General features: G+C 70.6%; 17 protein-coding genes. 5 read left to right on the top strand and 12 right to left on the bottom strand.

What is annotated here, in order from left to right:
* The first annotated feature begins 198 nt into the window (after window positions 1–198).
* Together ACZ4U4_RS14730 and ACZ4U4_RS14725 are read left to right on the top strand one after the other, a co-directional pair.
* Window positions 199–1,416 (top strand): cytochrome P450, encoded by a 1,218-nt coding sequence (locus ACZ4U4_RS14730; protein ID WP_467873346.1) that lies wholly within the window; start codon window positions 199–201, stop codon window positions 1,414–1,416.
* Between the two features lie 161 nt (window positions 1,417–1,577).
* Complete coding sequence (locus ACZ4U4_RS14725) at window positions 1,578–2,543, top strand: alpha/beta hydrolase (protein WP_467873849.1); 966 nt, start codon at window positions 1,578–1,580, stop codon at window positions 2,541–2,543.
* A gap of 210 nt (window positions 2,544–2,753) precedes the next feature.
* Here the strand turns inward: ACZ4U4_RS14725 and ACZ4U4_RS14720 are convergent, their stop codons facing one another.
* Both ACZ4U4_RS14720 and ACZ4U4_RS14715 read right to left on the bottom strand, forming a co-directional pair.
* Window positions 2,754–4,205 (bottom strand): MFS transporter, encoded by a 1,452-nt coding sequence (locus tag ACZ4U4_RS14720; protein ID WP_467873343.1) that lies wholly within the window; start codon window positions 4,203–4,205, stop codon window positions 2,754–2,756.
* A gap of 14 nt (window positions 4,206–4,219) precedes the next feature.
* Complete coding sequence (locus ACZ4U4_RS14715) at window positions 4,220–5,065, bottom strand: alpha/beta hydrolase (RefSeq protein ID WP_467873340.1); 846 nt, start codon at window positions 5,063–5,065, stop codon at window positions 4,220–4,222.
* Window positions 5,066–5,182: 117 nt separating this feature from the next.
* Here ACZ4U4_RS14715 and ACZ4U4_RS14710 point away from each other — a divergent pair, with 117 nt between their 5' ends.
* The gene (locus tag ACZ4U4_RS14710) at window positions 5,183–6,115 is read left to right on the top strand and encodes a LysR family transcriptional regulator (protein ID WP_467873337.1); all 933 of its coding nucleotides are present in this window, start codon (window positions 5,183–5,185) and stop codon (window positions 6,113–6,115) included.
* 174 nt (window positions 6,116–6,289) lie between these two features.
* On the opposite strand, the gene ACZ4U4_RS14705 is transcribed toward ACZ4U4_RS14710, so the two are convergent.
* The 5 genes from ACZ4U4_RS14705 to ACZ4U4_RS14685 all read right to left on the bottom strand — a co-directional run bounded on the left by ACZ4U4_RS14705 (window position 6,290) and on the right by ACZ4U4_RS14685 (window position 11,382).
* Entirely contained in the window at window positions 6,290–7,660 is a 1,371-nt protein-coding gene (locus ACZ4U4_RS14705) for a glutamate decarboxylase (protein WP_467873334.1), read from the bottom strand.
* 169 nt (window positions 7,661–7,829) lie between these two features.
* On the bottom strand, window positions 7,830–8,801 hold the full coding sequence (locus ACZ4U4_RS14700; RefSeq protein ID WP_467873331.1) for a tellurite resistance/C4-dicarboxylate transporter family protein: 972 nt from the start codon (window positions 8,799–8,801) through the stop codon (window positions 7,830–7,832).
* A gap of 128 nt (window positions 8,802–8,929) precedes the next feature.
* Window positions 8,930–9,601 (bottom strand): DUF4232 domain-containing protein, encoded by a 672-nt coding sequence (locus tag ACZ4U4_RS14695; RefSeq protein WP_467873328.1) that lies wholly within the window; start codon window positions 9,599–9,601, stop codon window positions 8,930–8,932.
* A gap of 97 nt (window positions 9,602–9,698) precedes the next feature.
* The gene (locus ACZ4U4_RS14690) at window positions 9,699–9,926 is read right to left on the bottom strand and encodes a hypothetical protein (protein WP_467873325.1); all 228 of its coding nucleotides are present in this window, start codon (window positions 9,924–9,926) and stop codon (window positions 9,699–9,701) included.
* A gap of 466 nt (window positions 9,927–10,392) precedes the next feature.
* Window positions 10,393–11,382 carry a GlxA family transcriptional regulator gene (locus ACZ4U4_RS14685; RefSeq protein ID WP_467873322.1) on the bottom strand — a complete coding sequence of 330 codons (990 nt, stop codon included), beginning with the start codon at window positions 11,380–11,382 and terminating at the stop codon, window positions 10,393–10,395.
* A 128-nt stretch (window positions 11,383–11,510) separates the two neighbouring features.
* Between ACZ4U4_RS14685 and ACZ4U4_RS14680 the strand changes: the two genes are divergently transcribed.
* Window positions 11,511–12,449 carry an alpha/beta hydrolase gene (locus tag ACZ4U4_RS14680; protein ID WP_467873319.1) on the top strand — a complete coding sequence of 313 codons (939 nt, stop codon included), beginning with the start codon at window positions 11,511–11,513 and terminating at the stop codon, window positions 12,447–12,449.
* Between the two features lie 73 nt (window positions 12,450–12,522).
* On the opposite strand, the gene ACZ4U4_RS14675 is transcribed toward ACZ4U4_RS14680, so the two are convergent.
* The 5 genes from ACZ4U4_RS14675 to ACZ4U4_RS14655 form a co-directional block, all read right to left on the bottom strand.
* On the bottom strand, window positions 12,523–13,431 hold the full coding sequence (locus ACZ4U4_RS14675; protein WP_467873317.1) for a hypothetical protein: 909 nt from the start codon (window positions 13,429–13,431) through the stop codon (window positions 12,523–12,525).
* On the bottom strand, window positions 13,428–13,841 hold the full coding sequence (locus ACZ4U4_RS14670) for a hypothetical protein (protein ID WP_467873315.1): 414 nt from the start codon (window positions 13,839–13,841) through the stop codon (window positions 13,428–13,430). The genes ACZ4U4_RS14675 and ACZ4U4_RS14670 overlap by 4 nt, the downstream gene beginning before the upstream one ends.
* Window positions 13,842–14,076: 235 nt before the next feature.
* Complete coding sequence (locus tag ACZ4U4_RS14665) at window positions 14,077–14,553, bottom strand: (2Fe-2S)-binding protein (RefSeq protein WP_467873312.1); 477 nt, start codon at window positions 14,551–14,553, stop codon at window positions 14,077–14,079.
* A 49-nt stretch (window positions 14,554–14,602) separates the two neighbouring features.
* A complete protein-coding gene (locus ACZ4U4_RS14660) occupies window positions 14,603–16,936 on the bottom strand; it encodes a molybdopterin cofactor-binding domain-containing protein (RefSeq protein ID WP_467873310.1) in 2,334 nt (777 codons plus the stop codon).
* A 299-nt stretch (window positions 16,937–17,235) separates the two neighbouring features.
* Window positions 17,236–18,414: an aminotransferase class V-fold PLP-dependent enzyme gene (locus ACZ4U4_RS14655; RefSeq protein ID WP_467873307.1), complete on the bottom strand. Its 1,179-nt coding sequence runs from the start codon at window positions 18,412–18,414 to the stop codon at window positions 17,236–17,238.
* Window positions 18,415–18,958: 544 nt separating this feature from the next.
* On the opposite strand from ACZ4U4_RS14655, the gene ACZ4U4_RS14650 reads away from it, so the two are divergent.
* Window positions 18,959–20,671 (top strand): carbamoyltransferase family protein, encoded by a 1,713-nt coding sequence (locus tag ACZ4U4_RS14650; protein WP_467873304.1) that lies wholly within the window; start codon window positions 18,959–18,961, stop codon window positions 20,669–20,671.
* The last annotated feature ends 16 nt before the right edge of the window (window positions 20,672–20,687 follow it).

The following is a 20,687-nucleotide window of genomic DNA, read 5'->3' as shown; positions in this document are numbered from 1 at the left end:
CCGGCGGCCCACGCGCTGAGCGGTACCGGACCATCCGCGCCGCGCAGCCTCAGCCTCCGAACCTGTTGCTCCCCGTGCGGGCCCGCCCTGGTCGGCTCCGGCTTCCGGAGGCGCCCCGCCTGCCCGCCTGCTGCGGTCCACCACGAGCCCCGCCAGGGCCGCTTCCCCAGCACGCTTTGATCATGAGGAGAGACGCCGATGCCACAGACCTCGATTCCCGACTTCCCTTTCGACCGTGCACCCGGCTGCCCCTTCGACCCACCGCCGCACCTCGCCACCCTGCGCGCGCAGGCCCCGCTCGTCCGGGTGCGGATCTGGGACGGCCAGACCCCCTGGCTCGTCACCCGTTACGAGGACCAGCGCGCCGTCCTGGCTGACCCGCGCTTCAGCGCCGACCCGAGCAGGCCCGGCTTTCCCGCACCGACCGAGGGCTTCGCACCCCGGGGCCACCGGGAGGCGCAGGCCCTGAGCATGCAGGACGATCCGGAACATGCGCGTCAACGCCGCATGCTCATCGGGCGCTTCACCGTCAAACAGGTCACCGCGATGACTCCGCGTCTGGTGCAGATCATCGATGACCTGCTGGACCGGATGCAGACCGCCGGGCCGCCGACCGACCTGGTCGAAGCCTTCGCACTGCCCATGCCTTCCCTGGTCATCAGCGAACTGCTCGGCGTCCCCCGGCAGGACCATGCCCTCTTCCAGCGCGCGGCCGGCACGATGGTCTCCCGGGAGAGCACCGCGCAGGAATTCACCGCCGCCCGCACCGAACTCGCCGACTTCCTCGGCCACCTGATCCGCCGCAAGGCCGACGCCCCGGCCGACGACCTGCTCAGCTCCCTCGTCGACACCCGCCTGCGCACCGGCGAACTCACCCCCGCGCTCCTCGTCGACATCGCGATGACGTTGCTGATCGCGGGGCACGAGACCACCGCCAATCAGCTTGCCCTCGGGACGTTGGTGCTGCTGCGCAACCCCGACCAACTTGCCGTCGTCCGGGACAGCGACGATCCCGCCCGGGTGGCGTCGGCCGTCGAGGAACTGCTGCGCTACGTGTCCCTCACCCAGAACGGGCTCTCCCGGGTCGCGACGGAAGACGTCGAGATCGCAGGCCGGCTCATCCGCGCGGGCGAGGGCGTGCTCGTGCCGAACGCCTCCGGCAACCGCGACGCGGCCGTCTTCCGCGACCCCGACCGGTTCGACATCGACCGGCCGGACGTCCGCAGGCACCTCGCGTTCGGCTACGGCGTCCATCAGTGCCTGGGGCAGAACCTGGCCCGCAAGGAACTCCAACTCGCCTACCCGGCCCTGTTGCGCCGCTTCCCCGGACTGCGCACCACGCTCCCGGACGAGGACATCCGCTTCAAACACGACATGATCGTCTACGGCGTCCACGAACTGCCGGTCACCTGGTGAGCTGGAACTCGGTGGCGCCCCGCCCCCGACACCTGTCGGCCCCCAGCCCGTACCCGTCCGGAAAGGAACCCATGAACACTCGCCCCGTGCCGGACGACGACCCGCAACGGACCCCCGCAACTCCCGCGGCTCCGGCGGATCAGGAAGACCGGCCCGATCCTGTGCCGTTCGACCCGGAAGCAGCGATCGTCCTGGACGGGCTGGGCGCGCTGCGCGCCGCCGAACCGTCGTCACCCGCGGACGTACCGCGGTGGCGCGCGCACCTCGCCGAGACCGCTTCCGATCCCACACCGGAGGAACTGCGCGACGGCGGGAGGTTCGAGGTGGTGGAGCGTGCGGTGCCCGGACCCGCCGGAGCGCCGGAGGTCCCGCTGCTGATCGCCCGCCCGGCGGGACTGCCCGACGGCGCACCCGTCATCTACCACCTGCACGGCGGCGGCATGATCAGCGGGACCGGCCGCACCGGCCTGCCCGGCATCCTGCGCGAGTGGGCCGCACCCCTCGGGCTCGTCGTGGTCTCCGCCGACTACCGTACGGCTCCCGAGCACCCGTACCCGGCGGGCGTCGAGGACTGCTACGCGGGCCTGGTGTGGGTGGCCCGGCATGCCGCGGAGATCGGCGGTGACCCGGAACGGACCGTGGTGGCGGGCGGCAGCGCGGGCGGCGGGCTGGCCGCGGCCGTCGCGCTCATGGCACGTGACCGGGGCGGACCGCGCCTCGCCGGCCAACTGGCCATGTGTCCCATGCTCGACGACCGCAACAACACCCCCTCCGCCCGGCAGATGGCCGGCCACGGCGTGTGGGACCGGCACGCCAACCAGGTCGGCTGGGAGTCGCTGCTCGGCGAGGCCCGCGGCACCGACCTGGTCCCGCCGTACGCGGCACCCGCCCGCGCCACCGACCTGTCCGGTCTGCCGCCGGCCTACCTCGATGCCGGCGCCGCCGAGACCTACCGCGACGAAGCCGTCGCCTACGCCACCCGTATCTGGCAAGCCGGAGGCGACGCCGAACTCCACATCTGGTCGGGCGGATTCCACGGCTTCGACCAGATCGCACCCGGCACCGCCGTCGCCCGTGACGCCCGCGAGGCCCGGGTCCGCTGGCTACGCCGCCTCCTCAGCCGGTGAACCGGTTCCGTCCCCGTGCCCTGTCCCCACCGGGCACCGGAACAGAAGCACCGCTCCACCGGACGCAGAACGGCGGCAGCGGCGCACACCACAGGGCTAACTGAATCACTCCAGAATGAGGTGCGCAGACGGCGGAGGCAGATGAGGCCGCAGGCCGGCTCGGCGTCGGGGTACGAGCCTGCTGCCTCGCATCCCGGCGCTTCGCCGGGCTCATGTTCCAGGTGTTCCGAGCGTCCCCGCAGTACGCGCCGCAGCTGCCCGTGGCGCGGCCGGCCGGTTCCGTTCGCGCATCCGAAGGCTGATCAGCGCGGTGACGGTGAAGACGGCGGCCTCGTAGAGCATGGCGTGCCCAAACGCGGCGCCCGGGCCGGCGGCGGGTGCGAAGTAGACGAGCCCCGCCGCAGCCACCCCGATCGACCCGCCCAACTGCTGAGCCGTGGGCAACAGCCCGGACACGGAACCGGCCGCGGAGCCGTCCACCCTCGTCAGCACCAGAGCGAACACCGAGGCGGTGAACGAGCCGAACGCGGCGCCGCCGAGAGCCAGGACCGGCAACGCCGCCCAGCGTCCGGCCGCCGTGCCGATGAGCGGCGCGAGAGCCAGGGCCGTCCCCGCCAATACCAGCGCCGAGACCGTGAGCACGGCCGACCCGTGTCGGCGGGCCAGCGCGGGTGCGCCACGGCTGCCCAGCACGGCCGCGGCCGCGAAGGGAGCCGACGTCAGCGCGGCCGTGAGGGCGGGATACCCGATGGCCGACTGCAGATGCAGGAACAGCAGATAGGTGAAGGACGGCACCCCGGAGTTGAACACGAACACCAGCAGCACCCCCGCACGCGCCCTCCGGTCGCGGAACAGCGACGGATGCACCAGGGGATCCGGCCGGTGCGGGAGAGTCAGGGCGAAGCAGCCGAGAACGGCCGCGGAAACGGCCAGAGTGGCCCATGTCCACCAGGGCCAGCCGAATTCCCCTCCCAGCGCGAGCGGCAGCACCAGCGCACCGAAGCCCACGGCGGTCAGCAGCACGCCCACCCCGTCCACGCGCTGTCCGGCCGCGCCCCGCGCGGGAGGCAGTACGGTCGCGCCCACGAGCGAGACGAGCGCCACCGGCACCGTGACCAGGAACACCGAGCGCCAGCCGAGCCCGAAGAGGTCGGCGCCGACGAGGAGTCCGCCGATCAGCGGCCCGGCCAGCGACGCCACTCCCATCGTGGCACCGAACAGGCCGAGAGCCCGTGGGCGCCGGTCAGCGGGGACGGCGATCTGGATGATCGACAGAACCTGCGGGGCGACCAGGCCGCTGCCCGCGCCCTGGACCAGCCGGGCCGCGATGAGGAACGTGGCATCGGGGGCACCCGCGGCGGCCACCGAACCGGCCATGAAGACGACGGTGCCCAGCACGAACAGCCGGCGGTAGCCGTACCGGTCGCCGAGGCGCGCGGCCGTGATGAGCAAGCAGGCGTAGGTCAGCGTGTACCCGGCCAGTATCAGCTGCACGGCACCCGATCCGGCACCCAGATCCGCCCGGATCGCCGGGGCGGCGATCTGCGCGACGGTGACATTGAGCAGCTGCACGAATGTCGCGCTCAGCACGACCGGCAGTACGAGCCGCCCGCCGCCACCGGCCGCGAGCCGTCCCGCGCTCAGGGACGGGGAACCCTGCACGGGCCGATGCCGGCTCACGAGGCGAGGGCCGCGGCGAGCTCGCCCGGCCGGGCTGCGAACGGGCTGTGGCTGCCGGGCAGGGTAAGCACGGTGAACGGGTTGCCGGGGAAGGCCCGGTCGGCTTCCGCGATCATCAGGTCCTGCGCGGCCGGTGCCAGCGCCCGGTCCTCGGCGCAGCGCAGGAACGTTCGGGGAATGCGTCCCCACCGTGCCGCGGTCAGGGTGACCGGAGCCGTCGGGATCGCCAGGGGCAGATCGGGGCTCAGCGCGGACCGCCACCGGTCGAAGCGGTCCAGCGGGGTGTCGTGGTAGTGGGTTTCCCGCAGTTCGTCGAGGTAGGCGGGATCCGGTGAGAGCGGATTGATCCGTACGGCGCCCAGGGCTTCGGGGTCGCCGAGGTTCAGGTTTTGGCCCAGCGCGGTGGCGTTCTCGGGTGAGCCCAGGTAGTCGAAGAACCGCGGCCGCCCGCCCGGCACGAACGCGGACAGGTAGACGATCCGGTCCACCAGCTCGGGCGCCCGCTCCGCGGCCAGGGACGCGGGACCGCCGCCCGCGCTGTGCGCGACGAGCACGACGGTGCGATGGTGACGCACCCGGCGCAGGACGCTCAGTACCGCCTCGGCGCAGTCGTCCATCGTCAGGGAGGCGAGCCGTGACTTCTCGGTCAGCAGGCCCGGCTGGCCGGGCAGCAGGTATCCGGTGGGCAGGGGGGCGTCGAAGCCGTGCCCCGGCAGGTCGACGGCCACGCTCGCGGCGCCCGTTCCGGCCAGCGCGCGCTGCGTCGCCGCCCACTGTCCGGAGCTGTGCCAGGCGCCGTGCACGAAAACGAAGACGGTGTCGGTCAGAGAGACGTTCTTCATGGCTCCATCTCAGACAGGAACCACAGCGCCATCCATACATAGATCTGGTAAGTGGCATGGCGATATCTTTGAGGTCTTGTCGGCTACCGATGGGATCGATGGGACGGAGAGCGGGTCATGGAAGCGCGACACCTGCGGTACGCGGTTGCTCTCGCCGAGCACGAACACTTCGGCCGGGCGGCCGGCGCGCTGGGCATCGCGCAGCCGCCGCTGTCCAAGCAGATCGCCGACCTGGAACGCGAGGTCGGGGCCCGGCTGTTCGACCGCACCCGTCAGGGGGTGTTCCCGACCGCCGCCGGTGAGGCGTTCCTCGCGCGGGCACGCCGGGCGCTCGACGAGATCGCGGCGGCCACGGTCGACGCGGGCCGGGCCGCGCGCGGCGAGACGGGACGTCTGCGCCTCGGCTTCATCGCCTCGGCACTGCTCGACCCGCTGCCGGGCGTCCTGAGCCGGTTCGGCCGTGAACGGCCCGATGTGAGACTGGAACTGCACGAGATGGCGACCAGCCGCAGCAGCCCAGCTCTCGTCGCCGGGGAGCTGGACGTGGCCTTCACCCTCGGCCCGCCACGGGGTGCCGGAGCCGAGCATCTCGTGTCCGTCCCCGTAGGACGCGACCACGTGATCGCCGTGGTGAGTACGGCGCACCCGTACGCGGGTCAACACTCGGTAAGCGCCGACCAGTTGCGGCGACAGCCGCTGATCGTGTCGGCCGGCGAGGACGAGCCCGCTGTGGTCGCCGGGCTGCGCACCCTGCTGGGTGCGGACGCATCGGCTCTCGGCGGCGCGACCGTCGCGAGGGACGTGCACACGATCATCGGCCTCGCCGCCTCGGGTGTGGGCGTCGGCCTGGGGCCGTCCCGCATGAGAGCGGTCCCGCGTCCGGGAGTGCGGTTCTGCGAAGTGACCCCGCGCACGCCCCTGCCCGATCTCGTCCTGTCCTTCGCGGCCCGCGATCACTCCCCGGTGCTGCGCGCCTTCCTCGACACCATCCGGAAGAACTGCCCCGACGTCGGCGCCGCACTCGACGACCGGCTCCGCCCCCACACTTGATGCCGCGCTTCCACCGCATGCGGCGGCACTTGTCGACGTCGTGGCCGCGGTCGGCATATGCGCGCCGTGGCTTGTGGCGAGGCCGTCCTCGCAGGCCCCGGGCCGGCCGCACCGCGCCGACCGGCCGGGGCCGTCGACCTGCCGAAGTGGCCGGCCCGGGGCGAGCCGGGACGGTCAGGTGTGGGCGAAGCCGGATCCGGCCTCGTGGGCGGGCGGGGTGGTGGTGAGCCGGTCGACGGCGTCGCCGAGGGCGGTCAGGAGGGACTCCGCGAGGTCGCGGCCGAAGCCCTCGCGGACCACGATGCGCAGGACGGAGATCTCCTCGGCGTTCGGCGGCATGGTGTAGGCGGGCACCTGCCAGCCGTGGCGGCGCAGTTCGTCGGAGACATGGAAGACCGTGAACCGGCTCGCGTCGTTGAGCTTGAACGACACGACGGGGATGTCCGTGCCGTCACTGATCACGTCGAAGACGCCCAGTTTCGCGATGCCGTCGGCGAGGAAGTGCGCGGTGTTCCGCAGCCCGGTCATGACCTTGGTGTAGCCCTCCCGCCCGAGGCGGACGAAGTTGTAGTACTGGCCGACGACCTGGTTCCCGGGGCGGGAGAAGTTGAGGGTGAAGGTGGGCATGTCACCGCCCAGGTAGTTCACATGGAAGATCAGGTCCTCGGGCAGCTCCTCGGCCGCACGCCAGACGACGAAGCCTATGCCCGGGTAGGTGAGGCCGTACTTGTGGCCGGAAACGTTGATCGACTTCACCTGCGGGAGGCGGAAGTCCCACTCCAGGTCGGGGTGGAGGAACGGCGCGACGAATCCGCCCGAGGCGGCGTCGACATGGAGGGCGATGTCGGTGCCGTGCTCGGCGTTGTAGGCCACGACCTTGTCATGGATGGCCTTGATCGGCTCGAACTCGCCGGTGTGGGTGGTGCCCAGGATCGGCACCACACCGATCGTGTTCTCGTCCACGAAGGACATGGTCTCGTCCGCGTCGACGGTGAACCGGTCGGTGGCCACCGGCACATAGCGGGGCTCGACGTCCCAGTAGCGGCAGAACTTCTCCCACACCACCTGGACGTTGGAGCCCATCACCAGGTTCGGACGGTCCGTGGGGAGACCGGCCGCCCGGCGGCGGGCGCGCCACTTCCACTTCATGGCGAGACCGCCGAGCATGACCGCCTCGGAGGAGCCGAGGGTGGAGACACCGACCGCATCGCCCTGCGTGGGCGCGTGGAACAGCTCCGCGACGATGTTGACGCAGCGCCGCTCGATCTCCGCGGTCTGCGGATATTCGTCCTTGTCGATCATGTTCTTGTCGAACGTCTCGGCCATCAGCTTCTCGGCCTCGGGGTCCATCCACGTCGTCACGAACGTCGCCATGTTCAGCCGCGAACTGCCGTCCAGCAGCAGCTCGTCATGGATCATCCGGTAGACCGCCTCGGGCGCCGCCTCCTGGTCGGGCATCCTGTTCTTCGGGACCTGCACGCTTCCCAGCCGTCCGGTGTAGGCCGGATCGATCAGCGATTCACTGCTGTCATGACGGTGCACCACGAGAACTCCCACGTCGTTCGGGTCGGTACGCGGACCGGTCGGCCCGCCGTGTCCGAGGGCTCCGGGCCCCGACACGCCGATGCTGCCAGGTCCGCTGTCTGCCACGAGGACGATCGGAAAACCGATGCGGTTCACTCCGGACACCTGTGAGCCCCACCGCTCCGTCCCGCTACGGCTCATGTCGGGGCTGCGACCGCCGCCCGGCGCGTGATCGCGGTCGGGGAAGGGTGCGGGCCAGGCCGTACGCGGTCGGCAGCCAGGCGGCCACGGCGATCCACAGCAGGACGTGACCGAGGGCGCCCAGCCACGGAACGGCGGCCGCGGTCGCGGTGGAGAGGGCGGCCACCGCGGTCATGGCGAGGGGGAAGACCGTGGACCAGCGGCGGACGTCGTACACCGGACGCGGCCGGACGAGCTCGCCGCACAGCAGCACCGCGTACCAGGCCAGGGCGAGCGCGAGCAGGACGAAGTCCGTCGTTCGCAGCGCCGCCGCCGCGCCGCCCGACCATGCGCCGGACGCGAGGAGTTGGGACCCGGCGAGCGCCGAGATCGCCATGGCGCCGCCCGCGATCCAGTGGTCGCCCGCACCTGTCACCACCTGGCGCAGATCGAAGCGGACCAGCACCACCGCGTACAGCACGAGCCCCAGCGCGAAGGCCGCCAGCGCCGGCCGGGCGAGCCAGCCGCCGACCGCCGGCGTGAGCACGGCGGCCAGCACCGCCAGCCCCTGGGTGGCGACGCAGATCAGGAACATCGCGCCCGGCACCCGCCGCGGCAGCCGCCGCAGCACCGACGCGAGCAGCCCCGGCCACAGCACAGCGGCGAGCAGCAGCAACGCGACGGCGAGCGGGACCGCGCCCAGGAGCGCGCAGCGCACCCCGAGCACCGTCGTGGCGGCGACGGCGGTGAGTGCGGGCGGCGTACCGGCTTTCCCCCGCCAGTGGCCCCGATGCCTCCGGAACAGCACCGCGAACCCCAGCGCGAGGAACAGCCACAGGGCGCCGGCCAGGCCGAATGCCACCAGGGAGAGCACGGTGAATCCGGTCAGGTGGAGCCCGGCCGAGAGGGTGCCGGTGGCCATCACCGCGGCTCCGGTCGCCGGTGGCAGGTCGGCCCACCAGGGGGCGCAGCGCTCCGTCATACGCCCATCACAGCGGGATCGGCCCGGCAGTGCCAGTACGCCTGGCCTGCGATCGCCGCCCTGGGCCGAGCCGATCCCGGCCAGGGCGGTTTCGGCCCCCGCCGTCGGCGGAGGCCGGGTGCCGGAGGTCAGAAGTCGTAGGGCTTCTTGGCGTTCCAGTTCAGGACATCGGCCTCGTTGTAGGTGAACTGCGGCTTCTCGCCCTTGACATCGACGGAGTAGGCGGGCTTCTCCTGGCCGTTCCGGCCGCGCAGCGCGACGGAGAGGCCGGTGCCGGTCCGGTTGTCCTTGCGGTAGTCGAAGAGGTTGACCGCGCTGTAGACCTTGCCGCCGGGCCGCATCGCGATCTGCTGGTGGCCGCCCTCCGCCTTCTTCGAGAGCGGCAGCGTGGTGCCCTCACCGTTGATCTTGACGGACGGGTACGAGGTGATCAGGCACGGCTTGTCGCTCTTGTTCACCGCGGTGAGCAGCAGGTGGTCACCCTGCTGATCGGCGAGCCGGTGCTCGGCGGTGACCAGCAGCTCGTCGCCGACGCACTCCTCGACGCCCGCCCCCGCGCCGCCCTCGCCCGCGGAGGCCCCCGTACCGCCCGACGCCGACTCCGTCTGCCCCTTGCCGTCCGTGCCGTCGGTCTTGGCCGAGGAGCCCTTGGCGTCCGCACCCGACGCGGACTGGGACTGGCTCTGCCCGGCGGCGTCGTCGCTCTTCGCGCCGTCGTTGCCGCCGCAGGCGGTCAGGCTCAGGGCGAGGGCGGCGGTGGCGGTCGCCAGGACGGTGGCGCGGATGCGGGAAGTACGCATTTTTCAGGTCCCCTGTGGTCGGCTGCGGGACTTCTCCGTGTCGTTCCCGCGGTGTGGACACCACTGTTTCCGGGCCCGCTGACGTTCCGGCAACGCTTCACTTACGTCTCGCGGGCGACGGCGCGTGAACGGGTGGCCCGAGACACGGGCGCCCGTCGTTCCCGGTCGCGGACACCGCGGCGGGGGAGTGGCCCTGTTCGCCGGTGCCGGTGACGTGCCCCTGCCGGTAGGTGCGGGACGTGTCCTCCTGCGTTGCCAGGCCGAACCGGGCCGGGCCGTCGGCGCTGTTCTTGGAGGAGCCGGTGCGCAGGACGACCGCGGTCACACCAGGGCCTCCTGGGACGGTCAGGCAGGCAGAGCCGTTGGCTCCGCCGACGGGAGGCACGCTGCTACTGTCGATGTACAGCCAACAGGGGGTAACGCAATGAAGATCCGCTCCGGACCGCTGGCCAAGATCGCGGCTTTCCTGCTGCACGGCCGTCGCGCCCGAGTCACCGAAACCGACACACACGGCGCCACTGCACCGGACAAGTACGCCGGCCTCGCCCTGCACTACCGGCCGACTTCGCCAGGGCACTACGGGAATTCGAGCTCTCTGTAAGTTCCGGGCGGCCCCCGTCCCGGCTGTTGGGGTCGGGACGGGGGCCGATTGCTCGCCCGAGCAGCCCGCTGACGGCGGCGACGGGTCCGCACGGTGGCGAGTGCCACGACCGAAGTGCCGGTGTGTCCGCCGGGATCGACCGCTGGTGTGCGACGCGCCGCCGCCGCACCGCTCCCCGCCTCGCCCGGATCTACGACATGCGCGCGGCGGGCGAGGCGCGGAAGGTCTTGCGGTAGGCGGACGGGGTGGTGTCCAGGGCCTCCCGCATGTGCTGCCGCAGGTTCGTTCCGCTGCCCAGGCCGGTTCTGGCCGCGATGTCGTCCACGGGCAGCTCGGTCGACTCCAGCAGGTGGCGGGCGTGCTCCAGCCGCGCCGAGGTGAGCCAGGCGGCGGGGGAGAGGCCGGTCTCCTGCCGGAACCGCCGGGTGAACGTCCGTACGCTCATGTGGCAGTGCGCCGCGAGGTCCTTGAGGGACAGGCGCCGGTCCAGGTGTTCCGTCATCAGTGTCCGCGCGGCGGCCGTCGAGGTCCCCGCGTCCTCCCGGACCGGGCGTTCGACGTACTGCGCCTGCCCGCCGTCCCGCAGCGGCGCGACCACGTGGTACCGGGCCACGCGGTTCGCCACGGAACTGCCGTGGTCCTCCCGGATCAGGTGCAGGCACAGGTCGAGGGCGGCCGCGCCGCCGGCCGAGGTCAGGATCCCGCGATCGGCGACGTACAGCGGGTGGGTGTCGAGGTCGACCGTGGGGAAGAGCCGCCTGAACTGCTGCGCGTAGCGCCAGTGGGTCGCGGCCCGGCCGCCCTCCAGCAGGCCCGCGGCCGCGAGGACGAACGAGCCGGTGCACAGGGACACCAGCCGGGCGCGCTGGCGGGCGGCCCGCAACGCCGCCGCGACCCGCGGGTCCACCACGCCGTCCTCGATCACCTCCGGGCAGCGGGTCCCCGCGACGATCACCGTGTCGGCGTGCTCCAACAGGGACAGATCGCCCTGGGGAGTGATGCCGTACCCGTTCACCGTCGGCACCGGCGAGCCGTCCGGGGTGAGGGTGCGTACCTCGTACGCCGGGTGTCCCGCGCGGGTTTCGACCCCGGCCAGCAGCTGGGCCGGGATGCTGAGGTCGAAGGCCACCACCGGGGCGAGGGCGAGAACGGCCACGTGGTGAGGTGTCGCGACTGTCATGGCCCAATAGTTGCAGACAGTGGCCCTCGGGCCACTTCAGCGCCGTCCATGATCAGCAGAGACTGAGGTCGGTTCCCCACACCGGCACCGGACAACACCCGGTCCCCGAACGGAAGGTGGCCTCAGCCATGCCCGTCCCCGCAGTCGATCCCGAGATCCAGACCCTGCTCGACACCGCCGACACCGGCGTCTTCCCCGTCCACGGCCTGGCCGCCGTCCTCGCCGACCCCCAGCGCTACGCACTGCTGCGCGCACACCCCGCAATCCCCGTCGACGACCGCGTCACGGTACGGAACCTGCACATCCCCGGCCCCGGCGGACAACTACGGCTGCGCGTCTACCGACCCGACACCCCCGAAGAGCTGCCGATGATCCTCTACGTGCACGGCGGCGCCTACACGTACGGGTCCCCCGAGGCCGAAGAGGGACGCTCCCTGCGCTACGCCCGCGACGCCCGGGCCGTCGTCGTCTCCGTCGACTACCGCCTCGCCCCCGAACACCCCTATCCGGCCGCAGCCGACGATGCGTACGCCGCCCTGACCTGGATCGACGCCAACCCCGCCGCACTCGGCGGCGACCCGGCACGCATCGCGGTGGCCGGCGGCAGCGCCGGCGGGAACATCGCCGCCGCCACCGCACTGCGCGCCCGCGACCAGGCAGGCCCGCGTCTGCTCTTCCAGTCCCTGACCTACCCGGGCGTCGACGCGGGCCTGACCTCCGCCTCGGCACAGGAGTTCACCGACACCCCGGTCCTCGACCGGGACGCGCTGGAACTGGCCGTGCGGCATTACGCGAAGGACAGCCGCACCGCCCCGTACGCCTCCCCGATCCACGCCGCCGACCTCGGCGGACTGCCGCCCGCCTACATCGCCGTGGCAGAGATCGACCCGCTCCGCGACGAAGGCCGCGCCTACGCCGCCCGGCTGTCCGCCGCCGGCGTCACCACCGAATTCGTCCAGGTCCCCGGCGCCGTCCACGGCTTCGACCTCCTCTTCCCCCAGGCCCGCATCAGCGAACGCAACCTCACCGACCAGGTACGCGCACTGCACGAAGCCCTCCACCCCTGAACGGCCTCGCGCAACGCGCCCGCCCGGCTGCTCCGCTACCGCCTCGCCCCTCCCGGCAGCCTCGCCGAGCCGATCACCTCGTGGGGGAGAAGGACCCCAGGACGACCTCTTGCCGCTGCCGCTGCTCCAGCCGTTGGTCGGCCGGGTCGGCCAGCAGGACGGCGTACAGAACGCCGTCATCGCCGGTGAGGACGCGGTCGAGGACGCGTCGTGGGCCGAATTTCGCGCTGTCGTAGGTGTATTCGAGTTCCGCGGAGGCAGCGCTTCCGGAGCTGATCTTCGTGAGGTGGATGCGCTTGTATCCAGGATTCCCCGAGACACCTTCGTCGGCGGTCCGCAACGATTCGTAGGGCGTCGTTTCCGGTTCGGTGATGCGGAAGATCTGGATGAGGTTCTTGTCTCCGGGGGACGAGTAGAAGACCCCATCGGCCCTCTGCGCCCGCCTCCAGCCCAGTGGAACGTCCAAGGTGAAGCCCGCCGGATCGTGCACCCGCCGGTATCCGTCCGGTGTGTGCGGGGTGGAGGAGACCGAAGGCGCGACCGTGCCGACCGGAGGCGTGGGCGCCGACGAGGTGTACGGCAGCGTCACCACCGTGGCCACCGCTGCCGCGCACAGAGCGGCAGCCGCGACCAGTACGCGCGCTCCGGTACGACGAGGACGCCGCGCGGCAGCACTCAGGACGAGACGCCGCGCGGCAGCACCCGGGACGGGGAGAGGGGGACGCACCACCACCGACGCCAACTCGGCCTCCCGCGCGCGCGCCTCGGCCGACCGGCGCGAGTCGGCCATGGGCGCAGCGCTGCGGCTGTCCGACGGCGTGGCGGGCATCGTGGGGGGGAGTGGGATGTCCAGAAGCGAGGCGACATAGCGGCGCCACAGCGGGTGGGCGGACGCGTCGGCCCGCTCTGCCGCAGGCCGGTGATCGGCGAGGTCCGTCGCCAGCAGCGAAGCGCGGTACCGATGCAGCAGAGGGGCTTTCATCCGCTGCCCTCCTCCCACTGCCCGTTCGCGCTCTCCAGACCGAGAGCTGTCCCGTGCGACGGCGCCGCCACGTCACCGGCTACGCCCCCGCCTGCTTGCCGTCGTTCGACCAACTCGCCCGACGAGGGGCCCTCGACGAGGCCCCTGACACTCCTCGCGGCGCCGACCTGCCTCAGCATCGCCGGAGCGGAAGCCCCCACGGCGACTGCCGCGTACACACCGGTGATCTGGGAGTGGAACAGCCATCCGGCCGCCGCCCCGAGGAGCAGGCGGGTCGCCGCGGCCAGAAGATCCGAGGGAAGGTCGATATAGCGTCGCAGCGGGGGCAGCCGCCCCCTGCCCTTGGTCAGAACACGGTGGCGCGCAGCTTGCCAGGTGGAGACCCGGCCGTAGAAGACCACGGCTTCCACGATGGCGCCCCCTGCTGCCCCGTAGGCCATGTACGCCGGCCAGTCCAAGGCCGTCCCTTCTGACGAACGTTCCTTTTTGCTCGGCCGAAACAGCCTTCCAGACCGGAGAGTTCTCCGGCAAGGCAGTTACCGCGCCACCCCGGCGGCAGCGCCTCCGTGCGCTCTCCGAGGGCCTGCCTCACGCAGCCCCGTGCGATCCGGGGAACTCACGGGGCTGCGGACGATCAGCGGCGGGTCACATATGCGCCGCCCCCGCCTTGACCGCTTCTCGTATGCGGTGGTAGGTACCGCAGCGGCAGATGTTGCGGATCTCGTCGAGGTCCGCGTCGCCGATCTCGTGGCCGGCGGCCCGGGCCTGCTTGACCTTGGCCACCGCCGCCATGATCTGCCCCGGCTGGCAGTAACCGCACTGCGCGACGTCGTACTCGATCCAGGCTTCCTGCATGGGATGCAGATCCGTGTCCACGGTGTCGGCCAGGCCCTCGATCGTGGTGATCTCGTCGTCCGCCTTCACGTCCTTGACCTGCACCGAGCAGGGGTTGAACGCCTTGCCGTTGAAATGGGACGTACAGGCTTTGCAGACGTTGATGCCGCAGCCGTATTTCGGGCCGGTGACGCCGAGGACGTCGCGCAGGACCCACAGCAGCCGGACATTGTCGTCGACGTCGACGCTGACGGGCTTGCCGTTGAGGATGAAGGTGTGGGTGCTCATACGCGGTCCTGGAGGGTGAGGGTGTGGGTGGAGGGCATGTGCGGCGTCCTCAGTAGGTGTGGCTGAGGCCGTCGGTCGGCGATGCCGGAACGGGCGGGACGAACGGCTTGACGTCGAAGGACACCGTGCCGTGGTTGATGGGGAACCGCGTGGGCACCGTCCCCGTCGCGCGGGCGTACGCGCAGGCGACCGCCGCCACGGACGCGGCCACCCCCGCTTCCCCCGCGCCGCCGGGCTGCTTGGCGTCCGACGGCATCACGAGGCACTCGAATGCGGGGGGCGTGTTCCACTGGCGGGTGTAGAAGTAGTTGTCCCAGCTGGCTTCGAGGAAGTGCCCGTCGCGCAGGTGCAGGCTGCTGGTGAGGGCGAGGGCGATACCGTCCGAGACGCCACCCATCATCTGGGCCTCCAGGCCCTTGGGGTTGATCACCAGCCCGGCGTCCACCGCGATCACCGCTTTGGTCACCCGCGGACCGGTCACCGCGTCGCGGATCTTCCGGTTCACCGTCTCGGGCCGGCAGTCGATCTCCACGAGCACCGCGGTAGCACCCTTGTACTCGCTGTGGACCGCGATGCCCTGCGCCATCCCGGCGGGCATCGCCCTGCCCCAACGCCCCACCTCGGCAACCTTCTTCAACGCCGCCTTGACCCGCTCCTTCTTCAGGAACGCGAGACGGAACTCCAGCGGGTCCTTGCCCATCTTGGCCGCGAGCTGATCGATGACCAGTTCATTGGCGCACGCCACGTCCGGTGAGTAGATGTTGCGCATGCTCCCCGTGTTGAACCGCCCGTCGGCCTCGCTCAGCAGCTGGGTGACGAGACCGAAGTGGTAGGGGAGTTCCTGGGTGAGGGTGAAGATGGTCTCGGAGAACGCCAGACCGCCCAGCCCGCCGGGCAGTCGGTCGACCGTCGCGGTGATCATCTCTCCGAGCCCGTGGCTGAAGTCGGTGACCACACTCGTGTGCCGCTGCTCGAACGACAAAACCTGCCCGCCCAGATGGGTCGCGCGGATCCGCGACGTCGCCATCGGATGCACCCGGCCCTGCCGCGGCTCGTCCGCGCGGTGCCACATCAGCTTGACGGGCTTGCCCATCGCCTTGGACACCTTGGCCGCCTCGATGGCGGCATCCGCGAAGAGCTTGTGCCCGAACGATCCGCCTCCGGTGACCACATGCACCTTCACCGCGCCCATCGGCAACCCGACGGCCTTGGCGATGTCCCCCTGCGCGACGATCGGCGACTTCAGCCCCGCCCACACCGTCGCCCGGTCCGCCCGCACATCGGCGATCGCGCAGTTCGGCTCCAGCGCCGCACTGCTGCGGAACATGAACGTGAAGTTTGCCTCGACCGTCTTGGCCGGCGCCGGAATCTTGGGAACCGCCAACGGCAGCTCCGCCTTCCGCAGCCGCGCCAGCACCGTGGCGTCGGACTCGTCCTCCACCGAGCCCGCCGCCCACTCCACATCCAGCGCCCGCACCGCATCGATGCACTGCCCGAACGTGGCCGCACGCACCGCGACCCCGGTGTCGACCAGCGCCACGTCCGTCACGCCCGGCATGGCCAGCACCGCCGCCTTGTTCCGGACCGACGTGGGCGCCCCGTTGAGCGTCGGCGCCCGGCACACCATCGTCGGCAGCGCATCCGGAACCTGAAGGTCCATCACATATTTCTTCTGCCCGGTCACCGCGAGCCGCGCGTCGTCCCGGCCGTGCGGCTTGCCGATCACCGCGTACCCCGACGCCGGCTTCAGCTCGGTCTTCACCGCCTTCACCTTGCGGCTGGCGGCCTTCGACGCCAGTGAACCGTACGACAGTGACGTACCGTCAGGCGCCGATATCACCCCGGCCTTCGCCGTCAGCCGCGTCACCGCCGCACCCAGCTCGATCGCCGCCGCCTCCAGCAGCGCCTTCCGCGCGATGGCCGCGGCGACCCGCACCGGCGTGAACATCGAGACCATGCTGTTCGACCCGCCGGTCATCTGGTTCAGCAACAGCTCCGGCCGCGCCGGCGCCAATGTCACCCGCACCTTGTCGACCGGCAGATCGAGCTCCTCGGCGATGACCATCGCGATCGACGTGGTGATCCCCTGCCCGACCTCCATCCGCGGAAGCTCGAACGACGCCGTACCGTCCTCGCTCAGCACGATCTTGATCAACGCGGAGGTCGGCAGTGCCGCGTCCGTCTGCAGATCCTCCAGGTCGTACAGCTCCGGAATCTGCGGCGCCGACACCACCGCGGCCTGCGCGGGCGTACCCAGCCGGAGATCGGCGGCAACGGCAAGCGTCGCTCCGGCCAGCACATACCCCATGAACGCCCGGCGCCCCACCGGCGCCCGCTCACCGCGCCTACTACTGTGTCCACCCTTGGCGGGGACGTCGCTCATCGGCGTTCCTCTCTGATCCCGGTCATTCTTCGCACGCCAACTCCCCGCTCTGGACAGGCTCATGACAACCACTCCGGTGCCGGACGGGACAGCTGCGGGGCACCATCATGCTTGACCTGTGCCGGGGGACGGGACATCGGGTTGCTCCGGGGGAGCGGACCACAGGCCGGCGGCCAGGACGACGCCCGCCCGGTCAGCGCATACCGGGCGACCGTAGCCCGCGGGCACGGCGATCAGCCGCGGCTGTCCCTGGCACACCGCGGCGCCGCGCACGGTCCGGGAGGAGACGGCACAAGTGATCAGCGGGCCGAGGCGAGTTCGGCGACCACCTCGACAGCGCGGTCGATCTCCTCCTCGGTGTTGTAGTAATGCGGCGAGAGCCGCACCAGCGGATGGACGTTCCGTTCCTCGGTGTCGAACTGGGTCTGCACCGGATCGGTGACGCTCACGTTGATACCGCGCTCGGCCAGCGCGTCCGCGGCATCGTCCGCGGCCATCCCGTCGACGCTGCACGTGACGATGGCACACCGCTGCCGGCCGAGATCGTGGGTGGTGACACCGGGCACGGCCGCCAGCCCGCCGCGCAGCCGGGCACCAAGGGCGAAGGCGCGTCGGCCGATCTCGTCCATCCCCAGGTCCCACGCCTGCTCGGCAGCGGCACTCAGCCCCAGGACGTTCGCGTAACTCGCCTCCCACGTCCCGAAACGCCGTGCACCGTCGTGCCAGGAAAATCCGCGATGCCCGTCCCAGGTCGCCGCGGCGACCTCCACCACATGCGGCTCCAGGAAGGAGAGCGCCTCGGACCGCACCCACAGAAATCCCGTGCCCCGCGGACCGCGCAGAAACTTGCGGCCGGTGGCGGTGAGCATGTCGCAGCCCAGTTCGTCGACATTCACGGGAAATTGCCCCACGGACTGGGTGGCGTCAAGGAGGAAGGGAACGCCGGCGTCACGGGCGATACGACCGATCTCGGCGACCGGATTGACCAGTCCACCGCTGGTGGGGACATGGGTGACGCCGACCAGCCTGGTGCGTTCGTCGATCAGATGCGCCAGGGCGACGGTGTCGAGCTGCCCGTACTCGTCGTCGGGGACGACCACCACCTCCGCTCCGGTGCGCTGCGCCGTCTGGAGGTAGGCAAGGACGTTGCTGCCGTACTCGGCCCGTCCGGTGAGGATGCGGTCGCCCGGCTTGAACGCCATGGAGTAGAACGCGGCATTCCAGGCATGGGTGGAGTTGTCGAACAGTGCGACCTCTTCCGGTTGGCCACCCACCAACCGGGCAAGGTGCCCGTAAGTGGCGTCGATGCGATCCCACTCCTGCCGTGCGGCCTCGTATCCGCCGATCGCGGCCTCCAATTCCAGATGGGAGACCACCGCCTCCAGTGTCCGCCGCGACAGCAGACCCGCACCCGCGTTGTTGAGATGAATCCGGTTCCCGGTGCCCGGGGTGTCCCTGCGGAGCATTTCCCTGTCCATGCGCTTCCTCTCCCTGCATCGCGGCGCACCTCTACCTGCCGTCTACGTGTCCACATACGTACCGGCTCACGCACGGGTGGTCGAGCAGGGGCTGTCGAAGGTCCGTTGCGGGTGCGGCTGACCTGCTGCGAGGCGTCGCGGCCGGACAGGTCCCGTCGGCGTCCGTGTCGGTGGTGGCCGAGGTGCGGGCGTTGCGTCGTCGATACCTCAGAGATCGTTTCCGGTCGGTCACGGTCAGTGGCAGGTAAATAAGGGCTTTCACCCGGCAGCCGCACCCTGATGGGCGACAAGTCGGACATCGGGGCAAGTAGCAGTGGGAAAGATCGCGAAACGTTATGTCCAAAATCGTTTGGGTTGCGGAGGGGCGTCGTGGTGCGCGCCGCGCCTTAAAGATTTGGACGCCTGGGGTTCAAAAATGGCCTGGCTTGAACAAAGGGGCGCTTCATTGCCTGTGGGGCGAACGGACTGTTAGCTTCCAGGTGCTTGTTCGATTTTCAGAAGCTAACGGACGGCGCCTTTTCGGGTTGCCGGTGAGGAGGTCCGCATGCTCGTTCTGGGTATCACCAATAACGATTCTTCCGGTGCCTGCGTGGTGCGCGACGGGGAAATCGTCGCCGCGGTGAGCGAAGAGCGTTTCTCGCGGATCAAAGACCACAAGACCTGGCCGGAACAGGCCATCGACTACGTACTCCGGGAATCGGGCGCGTCGCTCGAGGACGTGGACCGGGTCGCCTACGGATGGTGCGCCGGCCTGAATGCCGACAAGCACCTCCTGCTGTACGTCGACCGCGTGGCGGAGGAGGCGCAGCGCAGCCCCCGGACGTTACCTCACCTGCGTAAGCGTATTTCCGACGAGATACGCAACGACAAGGAGAAGCGGGGCGAGTTCGACGCCTTCGTCGAGCGGCACGGACTGCGCGCGAAGGCTGTGTACGTCGATCACCACGAGTCCCACGGTCTGGGCGCCTACCTGTGCTCACCGTTCGACGAGGCGCTCGTGGTCACCTGCGACGGGCGCGGCGACTTCCAGTCCCTCACCGTCACCCGTTGCTCGGGCGAGGGCGAGGAGGTGCTGCAGCGGGAGACCTCGGTGGACAGCCTCGGCTATTTCTACGGGCGAATCACCAAGCTCCTCGGCTTCAAGCCCAACCGGCACGAGGGGAAAATCACCGGTCTGGCTTCCAGGGGAAACCCGGAGAAGCTTCTCCCGCTGATGCGGAAGATGATCGACGTCGATGAGGAAGGCCGGATCCGCGCATTCTGCGGAGACTACTACCAGCCCTCCTACGACGGATACTCCGACGTCCTTCTCGCGGAAATCAAGAAGCATGAAGCCGCCGACGTCGCCGCGGCCGCCCAGCAGCACGTCGAAAACATCCTCACCGCCGTCGTCGCACGGCACATCGACACCGTCTCCAGCGGAAACGTCTGCCTGTCCGGCGGCGTCTTTGCGAACGTGAAACTCAACCAGCGCATCTTCGAGACGAAGGGCGTGCAGAACCTCTACGTTCTGCCCCCGATGGGTGACGGCGGACTGCCGCTCCAGGCCGCCGCGGTGGTGGAGTACCGGGAAAGCGGACGCCGGCACCGCGTGCCCACCATGGCGCTGGGACCGGACGCGACCGTCTCCGAGGGACAGCTGGAAGAGATCCTCAAGGACTACCCGGAGCTGCGTGCCCGCCGGGTCTCCGAGGGGCTCTTGGAGGAAGTGGTCGACGCCCTGGCGAAGGACCGGGTGATCGGACTCTTCCGCGGGCGTATGGAGTTCGGGCCGCGGGCGCTGGGCCACCGCAGCGTCATCTACGGCACCCACGACCCGGCGATGAACGACTGGCTCAACAAGCGGCTCAACCGCACCGAGTTCATGCCCTTCGCCCCGATCACCGCGGAGGAACTGGCGCCGGACTGCTACGTGGACTGGAGCCCGGACCAGCCGTCGGCCCGCTTCATGACCGTCACCTACAACTGCCACGAGAACTTCGCCAAGACCTCTCCCGCAGTCGTCCACGTGGACAACACCGCCCGCCCCCAGATCGTCCGCGGTGAGGACGACGCCTTCCTGCACGATCTGCTGATCGCCTGGCACCGGCGCTCCGGCCAGGCCGCGCTGGTCAACACCTCGTTCAACAAGCACGAGGAGCCGATCGTGGGCTCGCACCGCGACGCGCTGGACCCGCTGCAGGACGAGGTGATCGATCTGCTGCTCATCGACGACACGTACCTGGTATGGAAGGAACGCGGCACCAGCGCTGTCTGACCGCCACCCCACCGCC

The sequence above is a fragment of the Streptomyces sp. NPDC029159 genome (assembly GCF_055564055.1).
This window is presented reverse-complemented; position numbering and strand designations above follow the sequence as displayed.